The sequence below is a fragment of the Pseudomonas sp. 478 genome (assembly GCF_003254125.1).
Taxonomy (GTDB): domain Bacteria; phylum Pseudomonadota; class Gammaproteobacteria; order Pseudomonadales; family Pseudomonadaceae; genus Aquipseudomonas.
This window is the reverse complement of sequence record NZ_QKZG01000014.1, coordinates 18157-40621: the sequence shown is the minus strand read 5'-3', so window position 1 is coordinate 40621 and position 22465 is coordinate 18157. Positions and strand designations below refer to the sequence as shown.

Here is a 22465-nt window from a genome sequence, read left to right as displayed (position 1 = left end):
GGCGATGACTATCTCAAGGACGCCATCGCCAGCAAGCCGTGCTCCTACGACGCCTGTAAGTTTTGTCAGGTCGGCGAGAAATCGTCTTTACCCAAGCTTTACGCTCCGCTGACCGCCACTGACCTTGATCTGCGTAATCTGTACTCATCCGGAACGTACCGGGAACGAGACAAGGAGATTCACCATGCGCAAGACTCTTATCGCTCTGATGTTCGCTGCCGCCCTGCCAACCGTTGCCATGGCCGCCATGCCTGAAGATACCGGCCCGATGGGTGGCCCGATGGACGGCTCACGCCATGGCGGTCAGATGCACGGCATGCACGGCAAAGGCCCGTACAGCCAGCTGGACCTGAGCCGCGAACAGCGCGAGCAGATCCGCAAAATCATGGGCGAGCAGATGCACGAGCGTAAGCAAGTGGTCGAAAAGTACCTGGAAAAACTCTCGCCAGCCGACCAGAAAGCCATGAAAGATGAAATGGCGGCCAACCACAAGAAAGCCGAAGCCGACGTGCGCGCCTTGCTGAAACCGGATCAACAGAAGCAATTCGACGAGATCCAGAAAAAACAGGCTGAGCGTCGCGCCGAATGGGCCGAGTTCAAGGCCTGGAAGGCGCAAAAGGCGCAATAATGTGCTAACCCCCGGACCTGACGGCTAACACCGTCGGGTCTGATTCCATTCAGTCCCATGTGGGAGCGGGCTTGTGTGGCGAGGGGATTTATCCCCGTTGGGCTGCAAAGCGGCCCCGAATCGAACATTGCGGTGTTTCAGATACACCGCAAGCAATGGTTTGACGACTGCTTCGCAGCCGAACGGGGATAAATCCCCTCGCCACACAAGCCCACTCCCACATGGGATTTGTGTTTGTTTGAGGATTTTCTGTGCGCTCATTGTTCTGGCGTATTCTGGCCAGCTTCTGGTTGGCCATCGCTCTGGTTGCAGGGCTTTCCATTCTGCTGGGGCACATGCTCAACCAGGACGCGTGGATTCTCAGCCGCCATCCGGGCCTCAATACTTTGGCCGAACAGTGGACGCAAACCTACGAATCACAGGGTGAAGACGCGGCCCAGGACATTCTGGAACAGCGCAAGCGCCAGTATCACATCGACGTTCAAGTGCTCAACGAGAGCGGCGATCCGGTGGTGCGCGGCACCTTCCCACGCCGGGCGGCCGCCTTCGAAGCGCGACAGAACAACGACGACCGCCGCCTGCCATGGCGTCGTTTGACGGCGGAGTACACCAGCGAAAAAACCGGCGACACCTACCTGCTGATCTACCGCATTCCGCACCCGGAGCTCGACGCGTGGCACCGCGAAAGCCTGCTCTGGCCGTTGAGTGCGCTGGGTATCGCGTTGGTGGTCCTGACCTTGTTCAGCCTGTTCGTGACGATGTCCATTACTCGCCCACTCAACCGCTTGCGCGGCGCGGTGCATGATCTGGGGCAAACCACCTACCAACAAAACAGCCTGGTAAAACTGGCCAATCGGCGCGATGAGTTCGGCGTGCTGGCCAACGACTTCAACCGCATGGGCGCGCGTCTGCAAAGTTTGATCGGCAGTCAGCGGCAGTTGCTGCGGGATGTGTCCCATGAACTGCGTTCACCGCTTGCCCGGCTGCGCATTGCGCTGGCTCTGGCCGAGCGGGCCAACCCTGAAGAACGGCAAAAACTCTGGCCGCGTCTCACTCGGGAGTGCGACCGACTGGAAGCACTGATCAGCGAAATCCTGGTTCTGGCGCGGGTCGATGCCGACAACGCCAGCGCTGAAGAGGTTGATCTCAATGCGCTGCTCAACACCCTGCAAAAGGATGCTCAATTGGGTTCGCCGGAGCAAAACGTGCACCTTGAGGCCGAGCCGCAGCTGAACCTTAAAGGCTGGCCGACGATGATCGAGCGCGCCCTCGACAACCTGCTGCGCAATGCTCAGCGGTTCAACCCGGTGGGGCAATCGATTGAAATGCAGGCGGTGCGTCAGGGTGAGCGGATTGTGGTCAGTGTGCGCGACCATGGGCCGGGGGTAGAGGCTGCGCATTTGAGTCAGTTGGGTGAGCCGTTCTACCGGGCGCCGGGGCAGACGGCGGCCGGGCATGGTTTGGGATTGGCGATTGCGCGCCGTGCGGCGGAACGGCATGGCGGTAGTCTGGTGTTGGCCAATCATCCCGATGGCGGGTTTATCGCCAGCCTCGAATTACCGTTAGTTCCCGGAATCGTCGTCCAGCCATAACCCCTGTGGGAGCAAGCCCGCTCCCACATTTGAATGGTGGTGTCAGGCTTTTCCGGGCCAGGCGCTGACGAATTCAGCCAGGTCGACTTTCTCCGCCACGCGCGGTTCTTTCTGTGGCGTGCCAAGGTAAAGAAACGCAATCACCTCTTCCCCTTCCGCCAAACCCAAACCCTTGGCCACATGCGCCGAATACGCCAGCTCACCCGTGCGCCACACCGCGCCAATCCCTTGCGCATAAGCCGCCAGCAAAATCCCGTGAGCCGCACAGCCCGCCGCCAGCCGTTGTTCAGACTTCGGATATTTAACGTGATCCTGCAACCGGGCGATCACCACAACCACCAGTGGCGCGCGCAGTGGACCGTTACGCGCCTTGTCCAGCGCTGCCTCGGACACTTCGCTGTCCTGCAGCTTCGCCGCTTCGGCCAGCAACTCGCCCATTTGCTCGCGCGCCGCGCCTTCGACTGTCAGGAAGCGCCAAGGCTGCAAGTGGCCATGGTCTGGCGCTCGCATCGCGGCGCCAAACAGCACTTCACGCTGTTCTGCGGTGGGCGCAGGTTCTATCAGTCGTGGAACGGAAACACGGTTGAGCAAAGCGTCGAGAGCCTGCATCGGCCACCTCCTGAAAAAAATGTGAAGCTATTCTAGCTGCAACCACCTCGGGAGTGCCGGTTTACATAGCAGACCCCACAGGTAGAATGGCGCCCTTCTTTATTTCAGCCCGAGCGGACTTCATGGCGTTGCCGACCTTACGTCTCATTGGTTTCATCATCGGCATCTTCCTGATCACCCTGGCCATCGCCATGGTCGTGCCCATGGCCACGCTGGTGATTTTCGACCGCACCAGCGACCTGACGTCGTTCCTCTGGGCGAGCATGATTACCTTTGTCGCCGGCCTCGCGCTGGTCATCCCCGGTCGCCCGGAACATGTACACCTGCGCCCGCGAGACATGTACCTGCTGACGGTCAGCAGCTGGCTGGTGGTGTGCATCTTCGCCGCGCTGCCGTTCCTGCTGACCCAGCACATCAGCTATACCGATTCGTTCTTCGAAAGCATGTCCGGCATTACCGCCACCGGGTCGACGGTGCTCACGGGCCTGGACGCCATGTCCCCCGGCATTCTGATGTGGCGCTCGTTGCTGCACTGGATCGGCGGCATCGGCTTTATCGGCATGGCGGTAGCGATTCTGCCACTGCTGCGCATCGGTGGCATGCGGCTGTTTCAGACCGAGTCGTCAGACCGTTCCGAAAAAATCATGCCCCGATCGCACATGGTGGCGCGTTTGATCGTTGCGGCCTACGTCGGCATCACCATTATCGGCAGCCTGGCGTTCTGGTGGGCCGGTATGAGCCTGTTCGATGCGATCAACCACGCGATGTCGGCGATTTCCACCGGTGGTTTCTCAACGTCCGACCAGTCTCTGGCCAAGTGGACGCAACCGGCGGTGCATTGGGTGGCGATCGTCATCATGATCCTCGGCAGCCTGCCGTTCACCCTGTATGTAGCGACCTTGCGCGGTAACCGCAAAGCACTGATCAAGGATCAGCAGGTTCAAGGCTTGCTCGGCATGTTGCTGGTAACCTGGCTGGTGCTCGGCACCTGGTACTGGTGGACCACCCAGTTGCATTGGCTGGAGGCACTGCGGCATGTGGCGCTGAACGTGACTTCGGTGGTAACGACCACAGGATTTGCGCTGGGGGACTACAGCCTGTGGGGCAACTTCTCACTGATGCTGTTCTTCTATCTGGGTTTTGTCGGCGGCTGCTCGGGCTCGACCGCCGGCGGGATCAAGATTTTCCGCTTCCAGGTCGCGTACATCCTGCTCAAGGCCAACCTTAACCAGTTGATTCATCCACGCGCGGTGATCAAGCAGAAGTACAACGGTCACCGCCTCGACGAAGAGATCGTGCGTTCGATTCTGACCTTTTCGTTTTTCTTCGCCATCACCATCTGCGTGATCGCGCTGCTGTTGTCACTGCTCGGCGTGGACTGGATGACCGCCCTTACCGGCGCCGCCAGCACAGTGTCCGGCGTCGGCCCGGGCCTGGGCGAGACCATTGGCCCGGCGGGCAACTTCGCCACCCTGCCGGACGCGGCCAAGTGGATTCTCTCGTTCGGCATGCTACTGGGCCGACTCGAAATCATTACGGTGTTTGTTCTGTGTATTCCGGCGTTCTGGCGTCACTGACAGGCGCCAGCGCGCCCATCAGCCGCGCCCGGTACTCGCCAGGGGTGGCGTCGAACCAGCGGCGGAAAGCGCGGAAGAAGTTGCTCGGATCGGCGAACCCCAGCAGGTAGGCAATTTCCAGCAAGGTCATGGTCGGCTGCGCCAGGTATTGCTCGGCCAGTTCACGTCGGGTGTCGTCCAGCAACGTCTGAAAACTCGTGCCCTCTTCCTGCAAGCGTCGCTGCAAGGTGCGTTGCGACAGGTGCAGCGTCTGCGCCACGGTATCGCGCTTGGGTTCGCCCTGGGGCAGCAAACGGCACAGCACCTGTCGCGCCTTGTGGGTCACGCGACTCTCGGAAAATCGCGCCAGGTATTCACCGGCAAACCGGTCATGCAACAGCGCCATCGCCTCGTTGGCGGTAGGCAGCGGAGCCTCCATGTCAGCGCGTTCGAAGATCAAGGCGTCATACGGTGCGTTGAACACCAAAGGCGCATGGAAGGCTTGTTTATAAGGTTCGAGATCGGCGGGCTCTTCGCCCTGCACCAGCACCTTGCGCGGTTGCAAGGTGCGCCCGGTCAACCAGCCGCACAGCGCCAGGGCACAGGCCAGTGACGCTTCGGCACTCTGCCGGGTCGGTGGCAGATGGTCGCCGTGGACCGTCAGAATCAGCGCGTAGCCTTCTTCCAACAATCGGAAACTCAGGTCGGCACTTTCCGCAATGATCCGCTGATAGCGCACCAGCCGTTGAAAGCCTTCGGCCAGGGTCTGGCTGGACATCAAGGCGTAACCGGCCACATGAAAGGAGGCCGGTCGCACGACCTTGCCCATGTTCAGGCCAATCGCCGGGTTACCGGACAGCTCAACCGCGCGCTGCCACAGCCGTGTCATGGAATCCTGCGGGAAGCGCGCGTCCGGATCATCCAGTGCCGCGTAGTCGAGCCCCAGCTGTTTGAACAGCACCCGGCAATCCAGGCCGTCCATCTCCAGTGCTTTGACAATCCCCATCGCCCAGCTTGCAGAAGTCGTTCGTTCGCTCATGGCGTTTACTTACTACTTAGTGAGCCGTCTATCGCGGCCAATTTCCGAAGGATACTAAAGTGGCGCCTATTGTCACTGGCTGATGCCAATGATCACTCTAGACTCAAATAAGCTACCCGCAGAACAACTTGCAGTCAGAACAATAACCACAGAGATCGCAGTCGTGGAAAACATCAAACGTTTCAACAGCTTCGCTGAGTTCTACCCGTATTACCTCAGCGAACACAGCAACAGCACCTGCCGACGACTGCACTTTATCGGCACGACGCTGGTTATTTTCATCCTGGCCCTGACCATCGGCAAAGGCGCCTGGCTGCTGTTATGGGCCCTTCCTCTGGCGGGTTACAGCTTCGCCTGGGCCGGGCATTTCTTTTTCGAGAAGAACCGTCCCGCGACCTTTCAACATCCGTTTTACAGCCTGCTCGGCGATTTCGTCATGTACCGAGACATGATTCTGGGTCGCGTGCCGTTCTAGGCCCGACGGGCCACCAAAGCGTCCTGCGCAGCCAGTGCGGTATTGGATCCAGGCTCTACACTCAAAAAATCCCTTTCGATAAGAACAAGCGGAGAGCCGATGAACGCCCACGCCCGTTTCACCCACATGCAGGACGGCACGCAGGAAGACTGGGCGATCATCGCCGCAGATTTCAGTGCCTATGCGAGGCAATTGCCGACACGGATTGTGGCGCACCTGAAATTACTGGAGGGTGATTTTGGCGGCTTCCCGGTGGATCGTCTGACCCATTCCCTGCAAACCGCCAGCCGTGCCTGGCGTGATGGCCGCGATGAAGAATACGTGGTCTGCGCGCTACTTCACGACATTGGCGACACCTTGGGTTCCTACAACCACCCGGACATCGCTGCGGCAATCCTCAAGCCGTTCGTCAGCGCCGCGAACCTGTGGATGGTCGAGAAACACGGAATTTTCCAGGGGTATTACTTCTTCCATCATCTAGGGATGGACCGGCATTTGCGCGAGCAATTCAGCGGGCATCCGCAGTATCAGGCGACCATTGAGTTTTGCGCCAAATATGACGCCGCGGCGTTTGATCCGGCGTATGACACGCTGCCGCTGAGCTTCTTTGAACCGATGATGGAACGGTTGTTTGCGCAGCCCAAATACTCGATTTACAAGGCGGCGATGGAAGAACATTCGCCAGCCTGATAAATCCCGGGGACTGCTGCGCAGTCCATTCGCGAGCAGGCTCGCTCCCACATTGGACTCGTGTTGTACACACATCCCCTGTGGGAGCGAGCCTGCTCGCGATGGGGCCAGACCAGACACTCTGCTTTTCAGACCGGCTCTGCGATGTTGATGGCTTTCAACTCGGCCTCCCGCGCTTGGGCATCCGCCAATCGATACAACTCGATCGATCCGTCCCAATGCTCGATCAGCGCGGTGCACGACTCCACCCAATCCCCGCAATTGAGGTAATCCACCCCGCCGACCTTGCGTATCTCGGCATGGTGAATGTGCCCGCATACCACGCCGTGCAACTCGCGTTTGACGCATTCGTGAGCGATGGCTTCTTCGAAATCGCTGATGAAGCTGACCGCGGTTTTGACCTTGTGCTTGAGGTACGCCGACAGCGACCAGTAACCGTAGCCATAGCGTGCGCGCCAATGGTTGAGCCAGCGGTTGAGAGTCAGGGTGAATTCGTAGGCCGAGTCGCCGAGAAAGGCCAGCCAGCGGTGATACCTCGTGATCACGTCAAACTGGTCGCCATGAATGACCAGGAGATGGCGACCATCGGCGGTCACGTGCACGGCTTCATCCACCAGTTGGATATTGCCCAGAATCAGCTTCGAATAGCGGCGCAGGAATTCGTCGTGATTGCCGGTGACGTAGATCACCTCGGTGCCGCGCTTGCTCATGGTCAGCAAGCGGCGGATCACATTCGTGTGCGCCTGAGGCCAGTACATGCCGCCGCGCAGCTTCCAGCCATCGATGATGTCGCCGACCAGGTAGATCTTGTCCGCGTGATAGCCCTTGAGAAACTGCGACAGGTGTTCGGCCTGGCAATCCCGGGTGCCCAGATGCACGTCGGAAATCCACAAGGTTCGCACACGTTGCTTACGACTGGGTTTGGCGAGCTCGGCGCTGGTCATGGGCAACCCTCTGGAAAAGTTTTTGCAAGCTTGCGCCGGTCGGGTTAATCGCCCATGACAGTGGCGAGTCAGTCCTGTGACAGCGCCGGGCCGGTGTAGACTGACCGCACCTTGACCAGGAGACCTGCGATGAGACCGATCCTCACGCTACGCCAATACACTCATGACCTGATCGTCCACAGTCACGACCACGCGCAACTGGTGTTCGGGCTGTCGGGTGCACTGGATTTCGAGGTCGACGGGCGTGGCAGTCAGGTGGTTCAACAGAGTTTCGTGGTGGTGCCGTCCGGTTTCCATCACGCCTGCGGTAGCGCCAATGGCAGCCGTTGCCTGGTGCTGGATGTGCCCAGCGACCAATGGGTTTCTCAGTCCCTGGGGGACCACGCCGAGGCCAGCCGTCGTTTGCTCGACAACGCCGGTCGCCTGCCGCTGGATGCCGGGCAAAGCCAATTGGTCAGTTGGTTGGCGGGCAGTCAGGTCAACGATCCATTGATCGCGCAACAAGGCGCGGTGTTGTTGCTGGCCAGCCTCAACAACGCCAAACCCGAGATCGTCGGCGGTCGGCGCCTGCCTTATGCGGCGCTGAATGCGCACATCGATCAGTACGCCGCCTATCCACTTCAAGTCGCCGATCTGGCACGCGTCGCCGGTCTGTCCAGCGCACGGCTGCATGCGCGGTTCGTTGCTGAATGCGGGCAGACGCCGATGGATTACATCCGCAGTCGACGTTTGCATATCGCTGTGGGACTGCTGCGGGATTCGCCATTGCCCATCGGCGAGGTTGCCAGTCGGGTCGGTTACAGTTCCCAGAGTGCCTTCGCGGCAGCGGTGTTGCGGGAGTTTGGCGCATCGCCTGGCAAGTTGCGCCGAGAGGCTGGCGACAAAGGACGATAGTCTGGCGACAGACACAACGGGAAGTTGCGCGTTCAATGTAGGGCCTGGTTTTATACGTTTTTCAAGGATTGCAATGACCCCCCGTACCGCCCTTGGCGCTTTGCATATTGGCGCATTGATGTTCGGCCTGACCGGTGTCTTCGGCAAACTGGCTGCCACCTCCCCCGCCGTCATCGTCTTCGGGCGGGCTGCATTCGCTGTGTTGGCGTTGGCCGTTTTTGCGCGATTCGCCAGCACTACTCGCTGGCAGAAACTCGAGGCTGTGGACTGGCGCCGACTGTTGCTCAGCGGCTTACTGCTGGCCGGACACTGGGTGAGTTTTTTCATTGCAGTGAAGGTCGCAGGCGTGGCGATTGCGACCCTGGGTTTCGCCAGCTTCCCGGCGTTTACCGTGATCCTTGAAGGGTTGATCTTCCGCGAGCGAATTCGCACCAACGAAATCCTGCTGGTGGTGCTGGTCAGTGTCGGGCTGGTGCTGGTCACCCCTGATTTCGATCTGGCCAGCGGCGCCACAATGGGTCTGCTGTGGGCGGTGGGCTCAGGTTTGCTGTTCTCTCTGCTATCGCTGACCAACCGCGCCAGCTCCGGGCGAATCCCGGCGGTGCAGGCGGCGCTGTGTCAGAACGTGGTGGTCGCGTTGTGCCTGTTGCCGATGGCGGCACCGCAGTTAAGCGAAGTGCGCGCCATCGACTGGTTGTGGATCGGTCTGCTCGGGGTGTTCTGCACTGGCGTGGCTCACAGTCTTTTTGTCGCCAGCCTGGCAGTGATCAAGGCGCGGACCGCGGCCGTGGTGTTCGCCCTGGAGCCGGTTTACGGCATCACCATGGCCTGGCTGCTGTTTGATGAAAACCCGACACTGCGCATGCTGATCGGCGGCGCGCTGATCATCGTGGCGATCGTGGTCTCCAGCCGACTCTCGGGCGGCTCAAGCAAGAAAGCCGTTGCGGCAGAAGCCGCCTCTCACTGAGTGCGGTCGTTGTGCCCCAGGTCGCGGTCCGGATCAATTTGATCACGGACCCGCTGCTTCAGCACTTTGGCCTCCGGGAAACCGCCATCAGCCTTGCGCTCCCAGATCTGCACATCGTCACAGAAAATGTGAAACACCCCACCGGTGCCGGGCACCAGCGACACTTTGCCCAGATCGTCACCGAAGGTACTGAGCAGTTCCTGGGCCAGCCAGGCAGCACGCAACAGCCACTGGCATTGCGTGCAATACGTGATGATGATTTCCGGTTTGCATGCAGTCATGATCGGCGAAACTCCTGAGCCAGAGGGCGCCGCTATGATAGCCCGGCGAGCAGGTTCCGGGCGGTCTGCTTAAGCGGCTCGTTACCTTCCTTGAGCAACTCGTTGAGCAATTCGATGGCGCTGTCCAGATCGCCGTCATCAATGCAGGTCTGGGCTTGTTCGAGTTTTTCGGCGCTGCTCGGCTCGGGCGGTTCCAGGTTCAGCGGTTGCAGTTCCAGCGACTGGCCAGGATCGCTGAACTCGTTGAGAAAGGTGTCATCCAGAGTCTGTGAATCAGGCTCGGCGACCCATTCAAGTTCGGGCTCGTCCAGCGTCGACTCATCGGGCATTTCAAACACCTCGGGCAAGACGTGCAGGTTCGAGGCAAACGGCGGCTCGACCGGCGCGGATTCGCTCGATGGCTTCGCGGCGGACGGCGAGTGTTCAAAAGGGCTGATCAGGTCCCAACTCGAATCCATCGACAGGTCATCCAGGTTCAACTGGAACTCATCGTTGGGTGCTGCTTCGGCAATCGCCGCCTTGGGGGGAGTCATTGGCGCTGCAACAGCCAACGGTGTCGCACTGTTCAATTTCGGGTGTCGGGCGCGAATATTCTGAAGTTCTTGCAGGTCGTATCCGGCGTCCCGCAGGTTGTTTTCCTGTGCTTCATAGGCGGGTACGTCCCCCTGTTTACCCAAAACTTCCAACAGCTGAACGGCAAGATCCGTGCGTTGCGGCTCCTTGATCAGCGCCTCTCGCAACAAACCGGCGGCTTCGGAAAAACGGCCATAGGCCAGATAGATATCAACCCCTTCAAGCACATCGCCTGCGGGCGACTCTTCACCCGATTCAGTTGCCGGTTGCACCTCTGACGATTGTGAAACCGGTTCTGCAGTGCGATTGAGCACCGGTTCATGCCGTGACGGCAAATCAGGTAAAGCGTCGGGCAATGCCTGAACCTGTTGTCGTTGACGCCTCACGAACAACCCCAGCAACACCAGAGCCACCACCGCCAACAACCCGAGAATCAGCCCCCAGTTAGTAGCCTCAGGCTCTTCAACAATAGCCGGCGCGGGAGCCACAACGGCGGGTGCAGCCGGCTCCACCGTTGCGGTCTTGATTTCCGCCAATTGGGTTTGCAGTTCAGTCACCTGCTTTTTCTGACCGGAGATCTGCTCCTCCTGGGCCTGAAGCTTCGCAGTCAATTCATCGATGGTTGCTTGCAGCTGCTGGTTTCGCAGCACGCTGGCGGCCAGTTGTTCGGCAACGGGATCACTCACAGGCGCGGCGGCAGGAGGGGGTGGCGACTGTTTGCCTTTCACCGCGGGTGGCTTCGCAACAGCCGGCTCAACCGTTGGGAATCCAGAGGGCTGAACGTCGGTCACCGGTTCGTCATTGACGGGAACAATCCCCGGCGAACCTGGCGGATCGATCAGCACCGTGTACTCGCGCAGCACCCGCCCGTTGGGCTGATTGAGCTGCACCAGGAAATTCAGGAAAGGTTCATTGACCGGTTTGCTGGAGCTCACCCGGATCAGGCTGCGGTTGCCGCGCAGGATCGGGGTGAATTTCAGATTATTGAGAAAGAACACCCGATCGATGCCGGCGCGGCTGAACTCGTCTGCTGTCGCCAGGCTGACGGAGAGCTCGCCCTCCTCCAGACCTGCGGCATCTTCCAGTGCGATGTCGGCGCGCAACGGCTGATTCAGCGCTGAATGCAGGGTGATATCACCCAAGCCCAACGCGGGCGCCAATGCCGAGTAAGTGACAGCACCACCGACCAGAAGCAGCCTGGCGCAACACCGTAAAGCCATGTGCCAACTCTCGAGCATGAGCATCCCTTAGATAACCAGAACCATCTTGTACGCGTTCGCACATCCGGTACGAACACGATATTGCCAAGTAGTTCTTTATAGTCTGCCCAACGGAGTATCTCAAAAGTCTTGGGGGCGTTAATGCCTCAAGATTTTTCCAGGTTGGCCAGAATGTGCCCGTGGACACGCATGCAGACCTTCAAGTCTGCCTCATCGACGCCTTCGAACAACTCGTGGCGCAGTTGGGTAGCAATGGTTTCAATTTGTTCGATCAAGGGAAGCGCCGGCGCGCAAAGGACGATTTTCTTCGCCCGGCGATCTTCCAGCACCGATTGACGTTGCACCAGTCCCTGGCTTTCGAGGCTGTCGAGCAGACGAGCCAGGGTCGGCCCTTCAACGCCGACGCTCTGCGCCAGTTCACGTTGGGTCGGGGCATCATCAAAACGCGCCAGGTGCAGCAGCACCAGCCAGCGCGCCTGGGACAGCCCCAGGCCAGCCAGACGGCGGTCCAGTTCGGCACGCCAGCCGCGCGACATCTGGGCCAGTTGCATGCCAAAGCGGTGTTGTTCGGTTAACGGCATAGAACACTCATGATTAGACTGAAATAAAGAAAAACTAATTATTAGTCAGCTAAGCATGACCCTTGGCCAGAGGCAAGGCTTGCTCTGTACTGAATCGTTACATCTATGTGGCAGATCACCTAAATCTCGAATTCGGATTGCAGCGCCGCCCGAACACAGTACAAAACGCCTTCCGGCACTCGCCCGGCAAACAGTGCGGCAATCTCCGACACGGGCGGCAATTCGCCCTCGCCGTCAAGGAACGCATCCTGGATCTCACCCATCAATTCTTCAGGCAGATCCAGCGCTTGCTCCAGCGACAGCTGCTGCTTGCCAATCGCTTCGGCGAGCAGGGTATAGACGTTCTTTTCCGAGCATTGCAGCTGACCGGCAATCTGCAACGGTGTCATGCCGGCTCGGGCCAGGGTGATCAGTTCGTGGCGCAGGTCGGCCACCACTTTCGGCGCCTCGACTTGCCCGCCGAGGACTTCGAGGAAGGCCTCGCCGTAACGCTCCAGCTTGCGCGCACCAACGCCGCTGACCGTGGCCATTTCCGACAGCGAGGTCGGTTGGCTGCGGAGCATTTCCAGCAGTGTCGAGTCGGGGAAGATGACGTACGGCGGCACGCCATGCTCTTCGGCGAGTTTTCGACGCAGGGCGCGCAAGGCTTCCCACTGTTCGCGCTCTTCGCCGCGAACCAGTTGGCTCGCCTGGCTCTTGCTGCTTTTAGCCGTGGTTTGCGGCTTGAGGTCGCGACGCAGCTCCAGGGTTACTTCGCCCTTGAGCAGCGGTCGACAGGTGTCGCTCAGGCGCAGGCCGCCGTAGCCTTCCAGGTCGATGTCTGCCAGACCGCGGGCAACCAGCTGTCGGAACAAGGAGCGCCACTCGCTCTCTCCCATCGCCTTGCCTACACCAAATACCGACAGATGTTGATGGCCGAAATTGCGGACCTTTTCGTTGTCCTTGCCCAGCAATACATCAACCAAATGCCCGACGCCATAGCGTTGGCCGGTACGGTAGATCGCCGAAAGCGCCTGACGGGCCGGCTCGGTGGCATCCCAGGTCTGCACGCCATCGACGCAGTTGTCGCAATGGCCGCACGGCTCGGGCATGTCTTCGTCGAAATAAGCCAACAGCGTCTGGCGACGGCAGCGGGTTTCTTCGCAGAGCGAGAGCATGGCGTCGAGCTTGTGCTGCTCCAGACGTTTGTGGCGTTCGTCGCCCTCGGAGTTCTGCAACATCTGTTTGAGCATCACCACGTCTTGCAGGCCGTAAGCCATCCAGGCGTCTGCCGGCAGACCGTCACGGCCGCCGCGACCGGTTTCCTGGTAGTAAGCCTCAAGGGATTTTGGCAAGTCGAGGTGAGCGACAAAGCGCACGTTGGGCTTGTCGATGCCCATGCCGAACGCCACGGTGGCGACCATGATCAGGCCTTCCTCATTGAGGAAGCGCTTCTGGTGGTGAGCCCGGGTATCGTTGGGCAAACCGGCGTGGTACGGCAGCGCCGGGAAGCCTTGCTCGCTGAGGAACACTGCCACTTCGTCGACTTTCTTGCGCGACAGGCAATAGACGATGCCGGCATCGCTGCGCCGTTCGGCGAGGAACGCCAGCAACTGCTTGCGCGGCTGCTCTTTGGGTACGATGCGATAGAAAATGTTGGGACGGTCGAAACTCGACAGGAAGCGCTCGGCATCCTGAAGATGAAGGCGGTCGACGATTTCTTCTCGGGTACGCTTGTCGGCGGTCGCGGTCAGGGCGATACGCGGGACGTTGGGGAACAATTCCGCCAACTGGCCCAATTGCAGGTATTCGCGGCGAAAGTCGTGGCCCCATTGGGACACGCAGTGGGCTTCGTCGATGGCGAACAGTGAAATTTCAAGACTTTGCAGGAACGCCAGCATTCGTGGCTGAACCAGACGCTCGGGCGCGAGATAAAGCATTTTCACTTCACCGCGCTTGATCCGTGCCGCCAGATCGCGCTGCTGCTCGGCGCTGAGCGTGGAGTTCAATGCCGCCGCAGCGACGCCCAGCTCTTCGAGGGTAGCGACCTGGTCGTCCATCAGAGCGATCAGCGGCGACACCACCACTGCCAGGCCTTCGCGCAACAGCGCCGGCACCTGGAAGCACAAGGACTTGCCGCCACCGGTAGGCATCAGCACCAGGGCATCGCCGCCACTGGCCACGCGCTCAATGATTGCACCCTGACGGCCACGGAAACTGTCGTAGCCGAAGATGTCCTTGAGGACGCGTTGAGCCTGTTCGAGCATAGAAACTCCAAAAATCACAAAAACATCCCTGCAAGGCTGGTTCAGAACCACGAAGGCTGCACCGACAAATCGTAAGTGCGCATTGCATGACGCGTCACATTTCAGCCGCGACGCCGGCAGGGCATCACAAAACGCGGGAGTATACCCGAGCCCTCCCCTGCAAAGGGTGCCGCTGATAAGACACGCGAAGGTCAATGCACTGCAGACCTTGTGAGAGCGGGCTTGCTCGCGAAAGCGGTGTGTCAGTCGACATTAATGCTGGCCGGCACACCGCTTTCGCGAGCAAGCCCGCTCCCACAGGGGTTGCGGTGTTTCGCAGGGCCGCAATGGCGCAAAAATGCCGCGCGGCTGGCCCCAACGCTCAAGAAGGCCTAGAATTCCTGCATCGTATATTCCCCAAGGTAGCCCTTTAATGTCCTTCGCTGAGCAACTAACCCGCCTGCAAGTCTTCCTCGACGCCGACGAACTGCATGACGAGGCGCTGGACTACGTGGCCGCCCACGGCTACCTCACTGCGCTGTCGATCTGTTCCGAAACCATTCCTGACCGTGAATGGATCGACGCCCTTTTCGCCGAAGAGCCGCATTACGCCGACGACACCGAGCGTGAAGCGATCGAATCCACCCTGTTGGCCCTCAAGGCTCACATCGCTCGCCAATTGGCGTCCGATGAAGAGTTCGAGTTGCCTTGCGACCTGGACCTGGGCGAAGAGCCGGACGATTCCGACCTGCGCGGCTGGTGCATCGGTTTCATGGAAGGCGTGTTCCTGCGCGAAGCAGCCTGGTTCGAGACCGCCGAAGACGAAGTCAGCGAAATGCTGCTGCCGATCATGGTCGGTTCGGGCCTGTTCGACGAACAGCCTGAGTTCGAAGACATCGCCAAAGACGCCAACCTGATGGACGACATGATCGTACAGATCCCGGAAGCCCTGACCGCGCTGTACCTGCTGTGCCAGGCGCCAGACGAAAAACCGGCGATCCTCAAGCCTCGTCACCACTAAGGTTTTGCCTATGGACAACCCCATAGGCAACCGCTCCCTGATGTTGCGCTACGTGCTGCTGGCCATCGGCTGGCTAAGCGTAGCGCTGGGGGTGATCGGGATTTTCCTGCCGGTATTGCCCACCACGCCCTTCCTGCTGCTGGCGGCCGCCTGCTTCGCCCGGAGTTCGCCGCGCTTTTATCATTGGCTGGTTGAACATCCGCGGCTTGGGCCGTGGGTTCGCGATTACCTGAGCGGCAACGGCATCCCGCTCAAGGGTAAGGTCTACGCCATCGGCCTGATGTGGGCGAGTATCCTGCTCTCCTGCTATCTGGTGCCCCTGCCGTGGGCGCGGGGGTTCATGCTGACCAGCGCCGTGCTGGTGACCCTCTACATCCTCAAACAGAAAACCCTGCACAAACCCTGAAAACGCCACAATGATCGTTCCCACGCTCCGCGTGGGAACGCATCCAGTGACGCTCTGCGTCACCGCGTCGAAGGAACGCGGAGCGTCCCGGGCGGCATTCCCACGCGGAGCGTGGGAACGATCAGTCCGCGAACTGACCCGACGATCAACCCTCCCTTTCAAAAAACACCGCCTAGACTTCAGACATCTGCACCCGAGCGGCCAGACATGTCCCGCAGTCCGCGTAGCCCAGGATGGTCAACGCTCCGACTTCGGTTCGGCGGATGGCTGTTGCTGATCACTTTTCTGTTGGCCGGGCTGGGCAGTGTCGGGGCCAACTGGGATTTTGCGCAGATTCTGCAAACCGCCGAAAATCGCTACGGCACCCTGGGCCCGGGACGGGGAAGGATCGAGGCCTGGAGTCAAATGATCAGTAGCGAAGTCAACGCGCCCGAGCGCGAGCAGCTGAACGCAGTCAATCGCTTCTTCAATCAGCAACTGAGTTTTCTGGACGACACCCGCATTTGGCATCAGACCGATTACTGGGCCACGCCCGTCGAATCCCTGATCAAGGGTGCCGCTGATTGTGAGGACTACGCACTGGCGAAATATTTCAGCCTGCGCTACCTGGGAATTCCCAGCGAAAAACTACGCATCACCTACGTGAAAGCCCTGACCCAGAACCAGGCGCACATGGTGCTGACATTCTACAACAGCCCCACGGCCGATCCGCTGGTGCTGGACAACTTGATCGGCGAGGTCCGCCCCGCCTCCCAACGCCAAGACCTGCTGCCGGTGTACGCCTTCAACGCCGAAGGCCTGTACTTGCCGGGAGCCAATGGTGGCAAACGTAGCGGCGACTCGAAAAAACTGTCGCGCTGGCAGGACGTACTGAAAAAGATGCAGGCTGAAGGGTTCGCCGTGGGCGACGGCTAGCCACCTGAGCAAGGAGCGATTTATGTCACTGCGTAAACAGTTGTTTCTCGCCATCTGCCTGTTCTTGCTGGTGGCGTTCAGCGGCAGTTTTTTTGTCAGCCTGGAAAGCTCTCGCGACCAGATGCTCAGCCAGTTGCGCTCCCACGCTCAGGACGCGGCCACCGCGCTGGGTTTGTCGTTGACGGCACAAATCGATGACCCGGCCATGATCGAATTAATGGTCAGCTCGATTTTCGACAGCGGTTATTTCAGCAGCATTCGAATCATTAACATCGAGAATGCGCAGGTACTGGTAGAGCGCAGCGCGCCGGGGCAAATCGAGGGCGTTCCCGCCTGGTTTGTGAATCTGGTCAACCTGCACCCACCCGGTGGCGAAGCGCTGATCATGCGTGGCTGGGCCCAGGCGGCACGGGTCGAGGTGTTGAGCAATCCGCAGTTCGCCCTGGCCAAACTTTGGGACAGCACCCTCGGCAGCCTGATCTGGTTACTGGTGTGCGGCCTGCTCAGTGCCGTGTTTGGAGGCTGGCTGCTGCGCCGGCAATTTCGTCCACTCGACACCATGGTCAAACAGGCCGAAGCCATCAGCAAACGCGAGTTCCTCAGCCTGCCGAAACTACCGCGCACACCGGAGTTGAAACGCGTGGTATTGGCTATGAATCAGATGGTCGAGAAGCTCAAGGCGCTGTTCGCCGAAGAGGTCGCACGCAGTGAAAAACTGCGGGTCGAGTCTTATCAGGACAGCCTTACGGGCTTGGCCAATCGGCGCTTGCTGGATGAAGAGCTGGCCGACGAATTGCTGGTCTCCGAGCAGAGCAGCGACGGCCATTTGCTGATGCTGCGGATCAACGATCTGGCCGGTCTCAACCAACGCTTGGGCGGCCAGCGCACCGATGCGTTGATCAGCGCCGTCGGCGAATTGCTCAAGCGCCTGACTGAGCCACCGGAACGTCGCACCTGGCTAGCCGCGCGCAATCGTGGTGGTGAATTCAGCCTGCTGACGCCTGGCCTGGATAGCACCGACGCCGCACGCCTGGCCTGCGAAATCAGCGCCACCCTGGAAAACCTGCGCCTGACCGGCGCCAGCGACGCCATGCCGGTGGCGCATTTGGGGATCGCCCCTTACCACCCCGGTGAACCAGCCAGTGTTGTGCTGACGCGACTGGACCGGGCGTTGACCGAAGCCCGGCAACATCCCGAGCGCCCGTGGGTCCACTTGGCCGATTCCATCACCGCGCCGAACCCGTCCCAAAACGACTGGCAAACCTGGATCGACGACGCCCTGAACCAAGGCAAGATGCAACTGTATTTCCAGCCGGTGGTGCAATGCGCCGACACCAGCCAGGTGCTGCATCACAAAGTGCTCGCACGCCTGCTCGACCCGCAGGGCGAGGCCATTGCCGCCGGGCATTTCCTGCCGTGGATCGAGCGACTCGGCTGGTCGGCCCGATTCGACCTGGCCATGCTCGAAGCCACCCTCGACTACCTCATCGTCAATCGTTGGCCCCTGGCGTTAAGCCTGTCCGGCAGCACCCTGCGCGATCCAGCGCAACTGCAACACATCCTCGACATGCTCGAATCGCTGCCCGAACTCGCTGAGTTGCTGATACTGGAAATCGACGAACGCCAACTGCCACCGCAGGAAGAACTGCAACGCCTGAGCCACAGCTTGCTCAACACCGGTTACCGCATCGGTCTGCAGCATTTCGGCGGCAGCTTCGGCCAGATCGGCAACCTGGCTCAATTGGGCCTGGCTTACTTGAAAATCGACGGTGCGTACATCCGCCACATTGATGAGCAGAGTGATAAACGGCTGTTTATCGAGGCGATTTTTCGAGCGACCAACAGCATTGATTTGCCGTTGATTGCGGAGATGGTCGAGACCAAGGGGGAGCTGGAGGTGATCCGGGAGTTGGGACTGTTTGGGGTGATGGGGCGGTTGATTGGGCCGCCGGAGCCGATGTAATGCAGTTAGACCGTTCGTCTTAAACCTATGTGTACCTGTCAGATATGACAGTAGACGCTAGCCGATTAGCTGAATTAAAAGAGGAACAACCCCCGTATTACATCCTGTGTCACCAAACGGAGCTGATTATGTCCTCTTCTCGCCAATTCCTGTTTATTCCCCGCGAAGAACTAGCCGCTCTCGTATCGCCACTCCAAATGTGGCCACTCCTCATCGCTGGCATGGTCCGTCCTGTCGTGGACGCTGATGGCGGTGTCAACATTGCCGTCGTCGAAGAACATGACGCAGGAATGTTCTGCGCGATCGACCCTTACTTGAATATGGCAATCAACGATGAGTTAAAGGTTTTCTGGAATGAAAAGTTGCTCCACGAGCTGAAAGTAAAATCTGAACAACTTAACGAACGAATGTACTTTTTCCTGCCGACAGACGACGTTGTGCCTGGCTTCGCAGAGAGCTACTACCTATTGACCCGTACAGGAGAAACCGTACCCGAGGAATCGGCCAGGTTAAAGCTGTTGGTCAAACTTCACAAACCAGCCCTTGACGACAAGGAACCCAATCTACCTTGGCATTCGGCACTTAAGATGGTCGAGTTGCCTCAGGATGTCATCGACAATGGTGTGACCAAAGAATGGGCGGCCAAGGGTGTACCGATGACAATCAAGACTTATCCGGGTATCGCCCTGCGCGATGTTATCCAGGTGCGTTGGGGCAGCGTGTTTCTCCTGCCGCACGAGTTGTCGCAGGCAGAAGTGGATGGCACCGTCGACATTGTGGTCACAGCCATGCCCGCCGATATCTTGACCGCCGGCGACGCCGACAAAATGAAAATACATTACGTAGTACATGATGAGCTGTGGAATTACAGTGAAAAATGGTCAGAAGAAACCAACCTGTTAGTTGAAGCCGGTGCCGCGCGCCTGGGTGCCGCCATATTCAAGGAAGCTGACAACGGGCAAATTCATCTCAAGGACCTCGACCACCAACCTGTCACCCTGCAAATCCTTGTTGAAGCTGGAGATGTGTTCGACCCGGGCGACACCCTCAAGATCAGAGTCATTGGCACGCCGCTTCCTGGAAACGCCACACGGACCTTTCCAGCAGAGGCCACCGTTAGCACCCCACCTTATATTTGCAGAATACCCATACCCTTTGAGTTCGTAAGTCTCTTTGCCTTGGGAACACTCGATGCCGCTTATGAACTGCATAAAAAGAATGGCAGCGATCCCCTCACATCAAAACGTACCTTTGTCGATGTGATCGGCAATCCTGCGCAACTGCCCGCGCCGACCGTCAATGAAGTGATAGGGGCTGTGCTGCCCGTCAATGCCATGATGGCAACGGTGGTGATCCGTTACCCGGCCATTGCTAACGGGGACTTCATCAATCTGATATGGGAGGGCGCAAAATCAGACACATCTCCGTATGTGCATGAAGAGAAACATAGCGTCAGTGAAAACGAGCAAAAAAGCGGCGAAGCCATTGTGTATGTGCGGGGCGAGCATATCGAGGCGTTGAACAACGGCAGTCTCAAGCTGTATTACCGAGTATCCACTGACGACACAAGCCAACATGGTGTCAGCGAGTCAGACTTTCTCAGGGTCGCGGTGGGATCCCTGAATGCCACGCTGCCGGTGCCGGAAGTCGAGGAAGCCAAGGACGGGGTGATCGACCCGACTCAGGTTTACACCCAAGCGCATGTGTTGATCAAACCGGTCAATTGGGTCAAGGAAGATACGCTGACTTATCACTGGATTGGCATTAACCCATTCGGTACGACCCGAGGCAGCGTGCCCATTACCACGATGACTATTGGCAAACCTGTGCGCTTCCGGGTGGACGCCAGTTACGTAGCGGCCAATATCGGCTACAACGTTACTGTCCGGTATACCCTCCTGCATGCAGCAACCGGCAAATACAGCTATTCGGTGCCCTTGGACGTATTGGTCGGAATACCGGTCGGCCGGCTGCCTTCCCCCACAGTTGTCCAGGCCCCCAGCGGCACGCTCAATCCGATGGATGCGCTTAATGGCGTTGATATCGAGTGCAGCTACGCCTCGATGGATGAAACGCTGGACTTACTCGGATTGAAATGGCGGGGAACGCCCGGGGCCGGCACCTCGGAAGATCTTGAAAAGCCCGCCGAGGCCTCAGGCACGGTCACGTTTCACCTGCCCGCGTCCGCGATCGGTGCCAATATCGGTCGTGAGGTATCGGTCAGCTATGCCATGCAACGCTATAACTTGTGGACCCCATCCGATGCCTTGGCGCTGAACATACTGAGTTTCCAGAACCCTGAAAAAGATCTGCCGAGGCCTGAAGCTCCGCAAGCGAAAAATGACGTACTGGATCTGATGGAATTTACGGGCGACGCCAGGGTTCTGGTGAAGGCTTGGCCCTTTATCGCGGCCAGACAGCTTGTCTGGCTTAGTGTCGAGGGCAGAACCAGCAACGACGTCTACACCATCGATTTGCTCAAAGGTCATGAGGTCAGCGATCTGCAAGTTACACAAGGCCTGAATGAAACGCTGCTTCGAATGGAGTTGTTGAAACTGCTCCATAGCTCGACCGCCACTGTGAAGTGCAAGGTGATCTTCGATGGCGGCAAGGATGGAGTAACTGCGATCCACTTCCCGAGCCTGCCCCTGACCATCCGCACGCGTTACGACTATGTAAAACCTGTGATCACCAGCGTGAAAAACCTACAAAACACCGTGATTCCCGAAGCAGGCCTGACCTACGACAAACGCGTGACCATCCATGGCACGGCCACACGGGGTGAAAAAGTCGACGTTCAGATTAACGGTGTATCAAAAGGCATGCCGCCCGTCGGTGCGGGCAGTACATGGGAACTCCCCGTAGAATTGGTCGAGGGCGTGCAACGCATCATCGCCATTGCCCAATACGACGCCGATGAGAAGAACAGTGATCCGAGAACATTCACCATCGGTATTCCCACTGAGCCCAAAATCCTCGCAATCACAGACTCCAAAGGCTCTGTTGGCCATAACGGAACGACCTACGACACGGAAGTCACGGTGACCGTCAAGGCGGACCCTTACCAACTCGTCCAGCTCTACGACAACTTCACGACCATAGGCTCCCCTATCTCCCTCGACGGCAATGGTGAAGGAACCACGAGGTTGTCCAGATTGAGTCCGAAGGGTTACTCCATTAAAGCCAGGGCGCTCTATGGTAATAACAAGGAATCTCCGGCCCGGAGCTTTACCGTAGCGGTTGATACCTGGCGGGACTCCATTACTGACTTCAACAATGGAACCTCAGGTAACTGGCAAAAAGGCCCGGCGGGCTTTCAAGGGTATGTTACCAATGGAGTGTTTCATAACGATACGACAGCTCCTTCAGGGCATTCCGGCGTGTTGTTCAGTCAAACATTTCACTTCGTGGCAGGACGAACCTATTCATTCAGCTATAACGTTCGAAACTTCAGTCCGCTGGCAAACAATGTGCCGCCGAAATTTTCAGTCAGCACCACCTCGGGCATACAGATAATTCCTGAATATTCCGTCCCCAGGGACGGAATATGGTATACACCGAGTCGCACCTTCTTTGTTACCCAGACTGGAAATCATCTAGTGCACATAATGAGTCACCAGGACAGGGGGGGTAACGATGGAAGTGATGGTGGAAATGACTATCAGATAGATAACATCATTGTAAGAAGAGTTTCCTGAAGGTTAGAAAGTAAATGAGCAGAAAAGGTTAAGGTTTATTTTTCCGAAAATAAAAAATCAACCTACGCCCTTGATTCTCGAGCCACGGATATGTCCGGTGGATTTTCAGGGTTACCGGACTGCACCTCATCGCGAAGGGCTTGCTGCACCTTTTCCAGCTTTCTCCGGCAGTTCAAAGCCGCGCCGCT

The 22465-nt window shown here is 58.7% G+C and carries 19 protein-coding genes; 12 read left to right on the top strand and 7 right to left on the bottom strand.

Translation table 11 applies throughout. From position 1 onward, the window contains the following. Positions 1-184: 184 nt before the first annotated feature. Together DFS28_RS24665 and DFS28_RS24655 are read left to right on the top strand one after the other, a co-directional pair. Positions 185-628: a Spy/CpxP family protein refolding chaperone gene (locus tag DFS28_RS24665; protein ID WP_111451834.1), complete on the top strand. Its 444-nt coding sequence runs from the start codon at positions 185-187 to the stop codon at positions 626-628. Positions 629-879: 251 nt separating this feature from the next. Further along, a complete protein-coding gene (locus DFS28_RS24655; RefSeq protein ID WP_111451833.1) occupies positions 880-2220 on the top strand; it encodes a cell wall metabolism sensor histidine kinase WalK in 1341 nt (446 codons plus the stop codon). A gap of 42 nt (positions 2221-2262) precedes the next feature. Here the strand turns inward: DFS28_RS24655 and DFS28_RS24650 are convergent, their stop codons facing one another. Beyond that, positions 2263-2829, bottom strand: coding sequence for an NAD(P)H nitroreductase (locus tag DFS28_RS24650; RefSeq protein ID WP_111451832.1), 567 nt, complete (start codon positions 2827-2829; stop codon positions 2263-2265). A 122-nt stretch (positions 2830-2951) separates the two neighbouring features. Between DFS28_RS24650 and DFS28_RS24645 the strand changes: the two genes are divergently transcribed. After that, the gene (locus DFS28_RS24645) at positions 2952-4406 is read left to right on the top strand and encodes a TrkH family potassium uptake protein (RefSeq protein ID WP_111451831.1); all 1455 of its coding nucleotides are present in this window, start codon (positions 2952-2954) and stop codon (positions 4404-4406) included. On the opposite strand, the gene DFS28_RS24640 is transcribed toward DFS28_RS24645, so the two are convergent. Beyond that, complete coding sequence (locus DFS28_RS24640) at positions 4363-5424, bottom strand: AraC family transcriptional regulator (RefSeq protein ID WP_081757436.1); 1062 nt, start codon at positions 5422-5424, stop codon at positions 4363-4365. The two genes, DFS28_RS24645 and DFS28_RS24640, sit on opposite strands and share 44 nt — an antisense overlap. Before the next feature lie 163 nt (positions 5425-5587). On the opposite strand from DFS28_RS24640, the gene DFS28_RS24635 reads away from it, so the two are divergent. Together DFS28_RS24635 and DFS28_RS24630 are read left to right on the top strand one after the other, a co-directional pair. Then, a complete protein-coding gene (locus DFS28_RS24635; RefSeq protein ID WP_008156143.1) occupies positions 5588-5899 on the top strand; it encodes an Mpo1-like protein in 312 nt (103 codons plus the stop codon). 99 nt (positions 5900-5998) lie between these two features. After that, positions 5999-6589: an HD domain-containing protein gene (locus DFS28_RS24630; protein WP_111451830.1), complete on the top strand. Its 591-nt coding sequence runs from the start codon at positions 5999-6001 to the stop codon at positions 6587-6589. Positions 6590-6717: 128 nt separating this feature from the next. Here DFS28_RS24630 and DFS28_RS24620 read toward each other — a convergent pair whose 3' ends face one another. Then, the gene (locus DFS28_RS24620; protein WP_111451828.1) at positions 6718-7533 is read right to left on the bottom strand and encodes a UDP-2,3-diacylglucosamine diphosphatase; all 816 of its coding nucleotides are present in this window, start codon (positions 7531-7533) and stop codon (positions 6718-6720) included. Between the two features lie 129 nt (positions 7534-7662). Here DFS28_RS24620 and DFS28_RS24615 point away from each other — a divergent pair, with 129 nt between their 5' ends. Together DFS28_RS24615 and DFS28_RS24610 are read left to right on the top strand one after the other, a co-directional pair. Then, on the top strand, positions 7663-8427 hold the full coding sequence (locus tag DFS28_RS24615; RefSeq protein WP_111451827.1) for an AraC family transcriptional regulator: 765 nt from the start codon (positions 7663-7665) through the stop codon (positions 8425-8427). Between the two features lie 73 nt (positions 8428-8500). Beyond that, complete coding sequence (locus tag DFS28_RS24610) at positions 8501-9394, top strand: DMT family transporter (RefSeq protein WP_111451826.1); 894 nt, start codon at positions 8501-8503, stop codon at positions 9392-9394. Here the strand turns inward: DFS28_RS24610 and DFS28_RS24605 are convergent. From DFS28_RS24605 to recQ, 4 genes are all read right to left on the bottom strand, one after another. Further along, the gene (locus tag DFS28_RS24605) at positions 9388-9675 is read right to left on the bottom strand and encodes a SelT/SelW/SelH family protein (protein ID WP_111451825.1); all 288 of its coding nucleotides are present in this window, start codon (positions 9673-9675) and stop codon (positions 9388-9390) included. The genes DFS28_RS24610 and DFS28_RS24605 overlap by 7 nt on opposite strands. 32 nt (positions 9676-9707) lie before the next feature. Continuing rightward, entirely contained in the window at positions 9708-11486 is a 1779-nt protein-coding gene (locus DFS28_RS24600; protein WP_111451924.1) for a FimV/HubP family polar landmark protein, read from the bottom strand. Between the two features lie 128 nt (positions 11487-11614). After that, complete coding sequence (locus DFS28_RS24595) at positions 11615-12049, bottom strand: MarR family transcriptional regulator (RefSeq protein ID WP_111451824.1); 435 nt, start codon at positions 12047-12049, stop codon at positions 11615-11617. Positions 12050-12168: 119 nt separating this feature from the next. Continuing rightward, entirely contained in the window at positions 12169-14295 is a 2127-nt protein-coding gene (gene recQ, locus DFS28_RS24590; RefSeq protein WP_008156159.1) for a DNA helicase RecQ, read from the bottom strand. Positions 14296-14707: 412 nt separating this feature from the next. Between recQ and DFS28_RS24585 the strand changes: the two genes are divergently transcribed. The 5 genes from DFS28_RS24585 to DFS28_RS24565 all read left to right on the top strand — a co-directional run bounded on the left by DFS28_RS24585 (position 14708) and on the right by DFS28_RS24565 (position 22277). Further along, a complete protein-coding gene (locus DFS28_RS24585) occupies positions 14708-15295 on the top strand; it encodes a YecA family protein (protein ID WP_111451823.1) in 588 nt (195 codons plus the stop codon). 10 nt (positions 15296-15305) lie between these two features. Then, a complete protein-coding gene (locus DFS28_RS24580) occupies positions 15306-15701 on the top strand; it encodes a YbaN family protein (RefSeq protein WP_008156164.1) in 396 nt (131 codons plus the stop codon). 207 nt (positions 15702-15908) lie between these two features. Continuing rightward, positions 15909-16616 carry a cysteine protease LapG gene (lapG, locus tag DFS28_RS24575; RefSeq protein WP_111451822.1) on the top strand — a complete coding sequence of 236 codons (708 nt, stop codon included), beginning with the start codon at positions 15909-15911 and terminating at the stop codon, positions 16614-16616. A 22-nt stretch (positions 16617-16638) separates the two neighbouring features. Next, positions 16639-18579 carry a cyclic di-GMP receptor LapD gene (gene lapD / locus DFS28_RS24570; protein ID WP_111451821.1) on the top strand — a complete coding sequence of 647 codons (1941 nt, stop codon included), beginning with the start codon at positions 16639-16641 and terminating at the stop codon, positions 18577-18579. Positions 18580-18707: 128 nt separating this feature from the next. Then, a complete protein-coding gene (locus DFS28_RS24565; protein WP_178082231.1) occupies positions 18708-22277 on the top strand; it encodes an Ig-like domain-containing protein in 3570 nt (1189 codons plus the stop codon). Positions 22278-22465 lie beyond the last annotated feature (188 nt).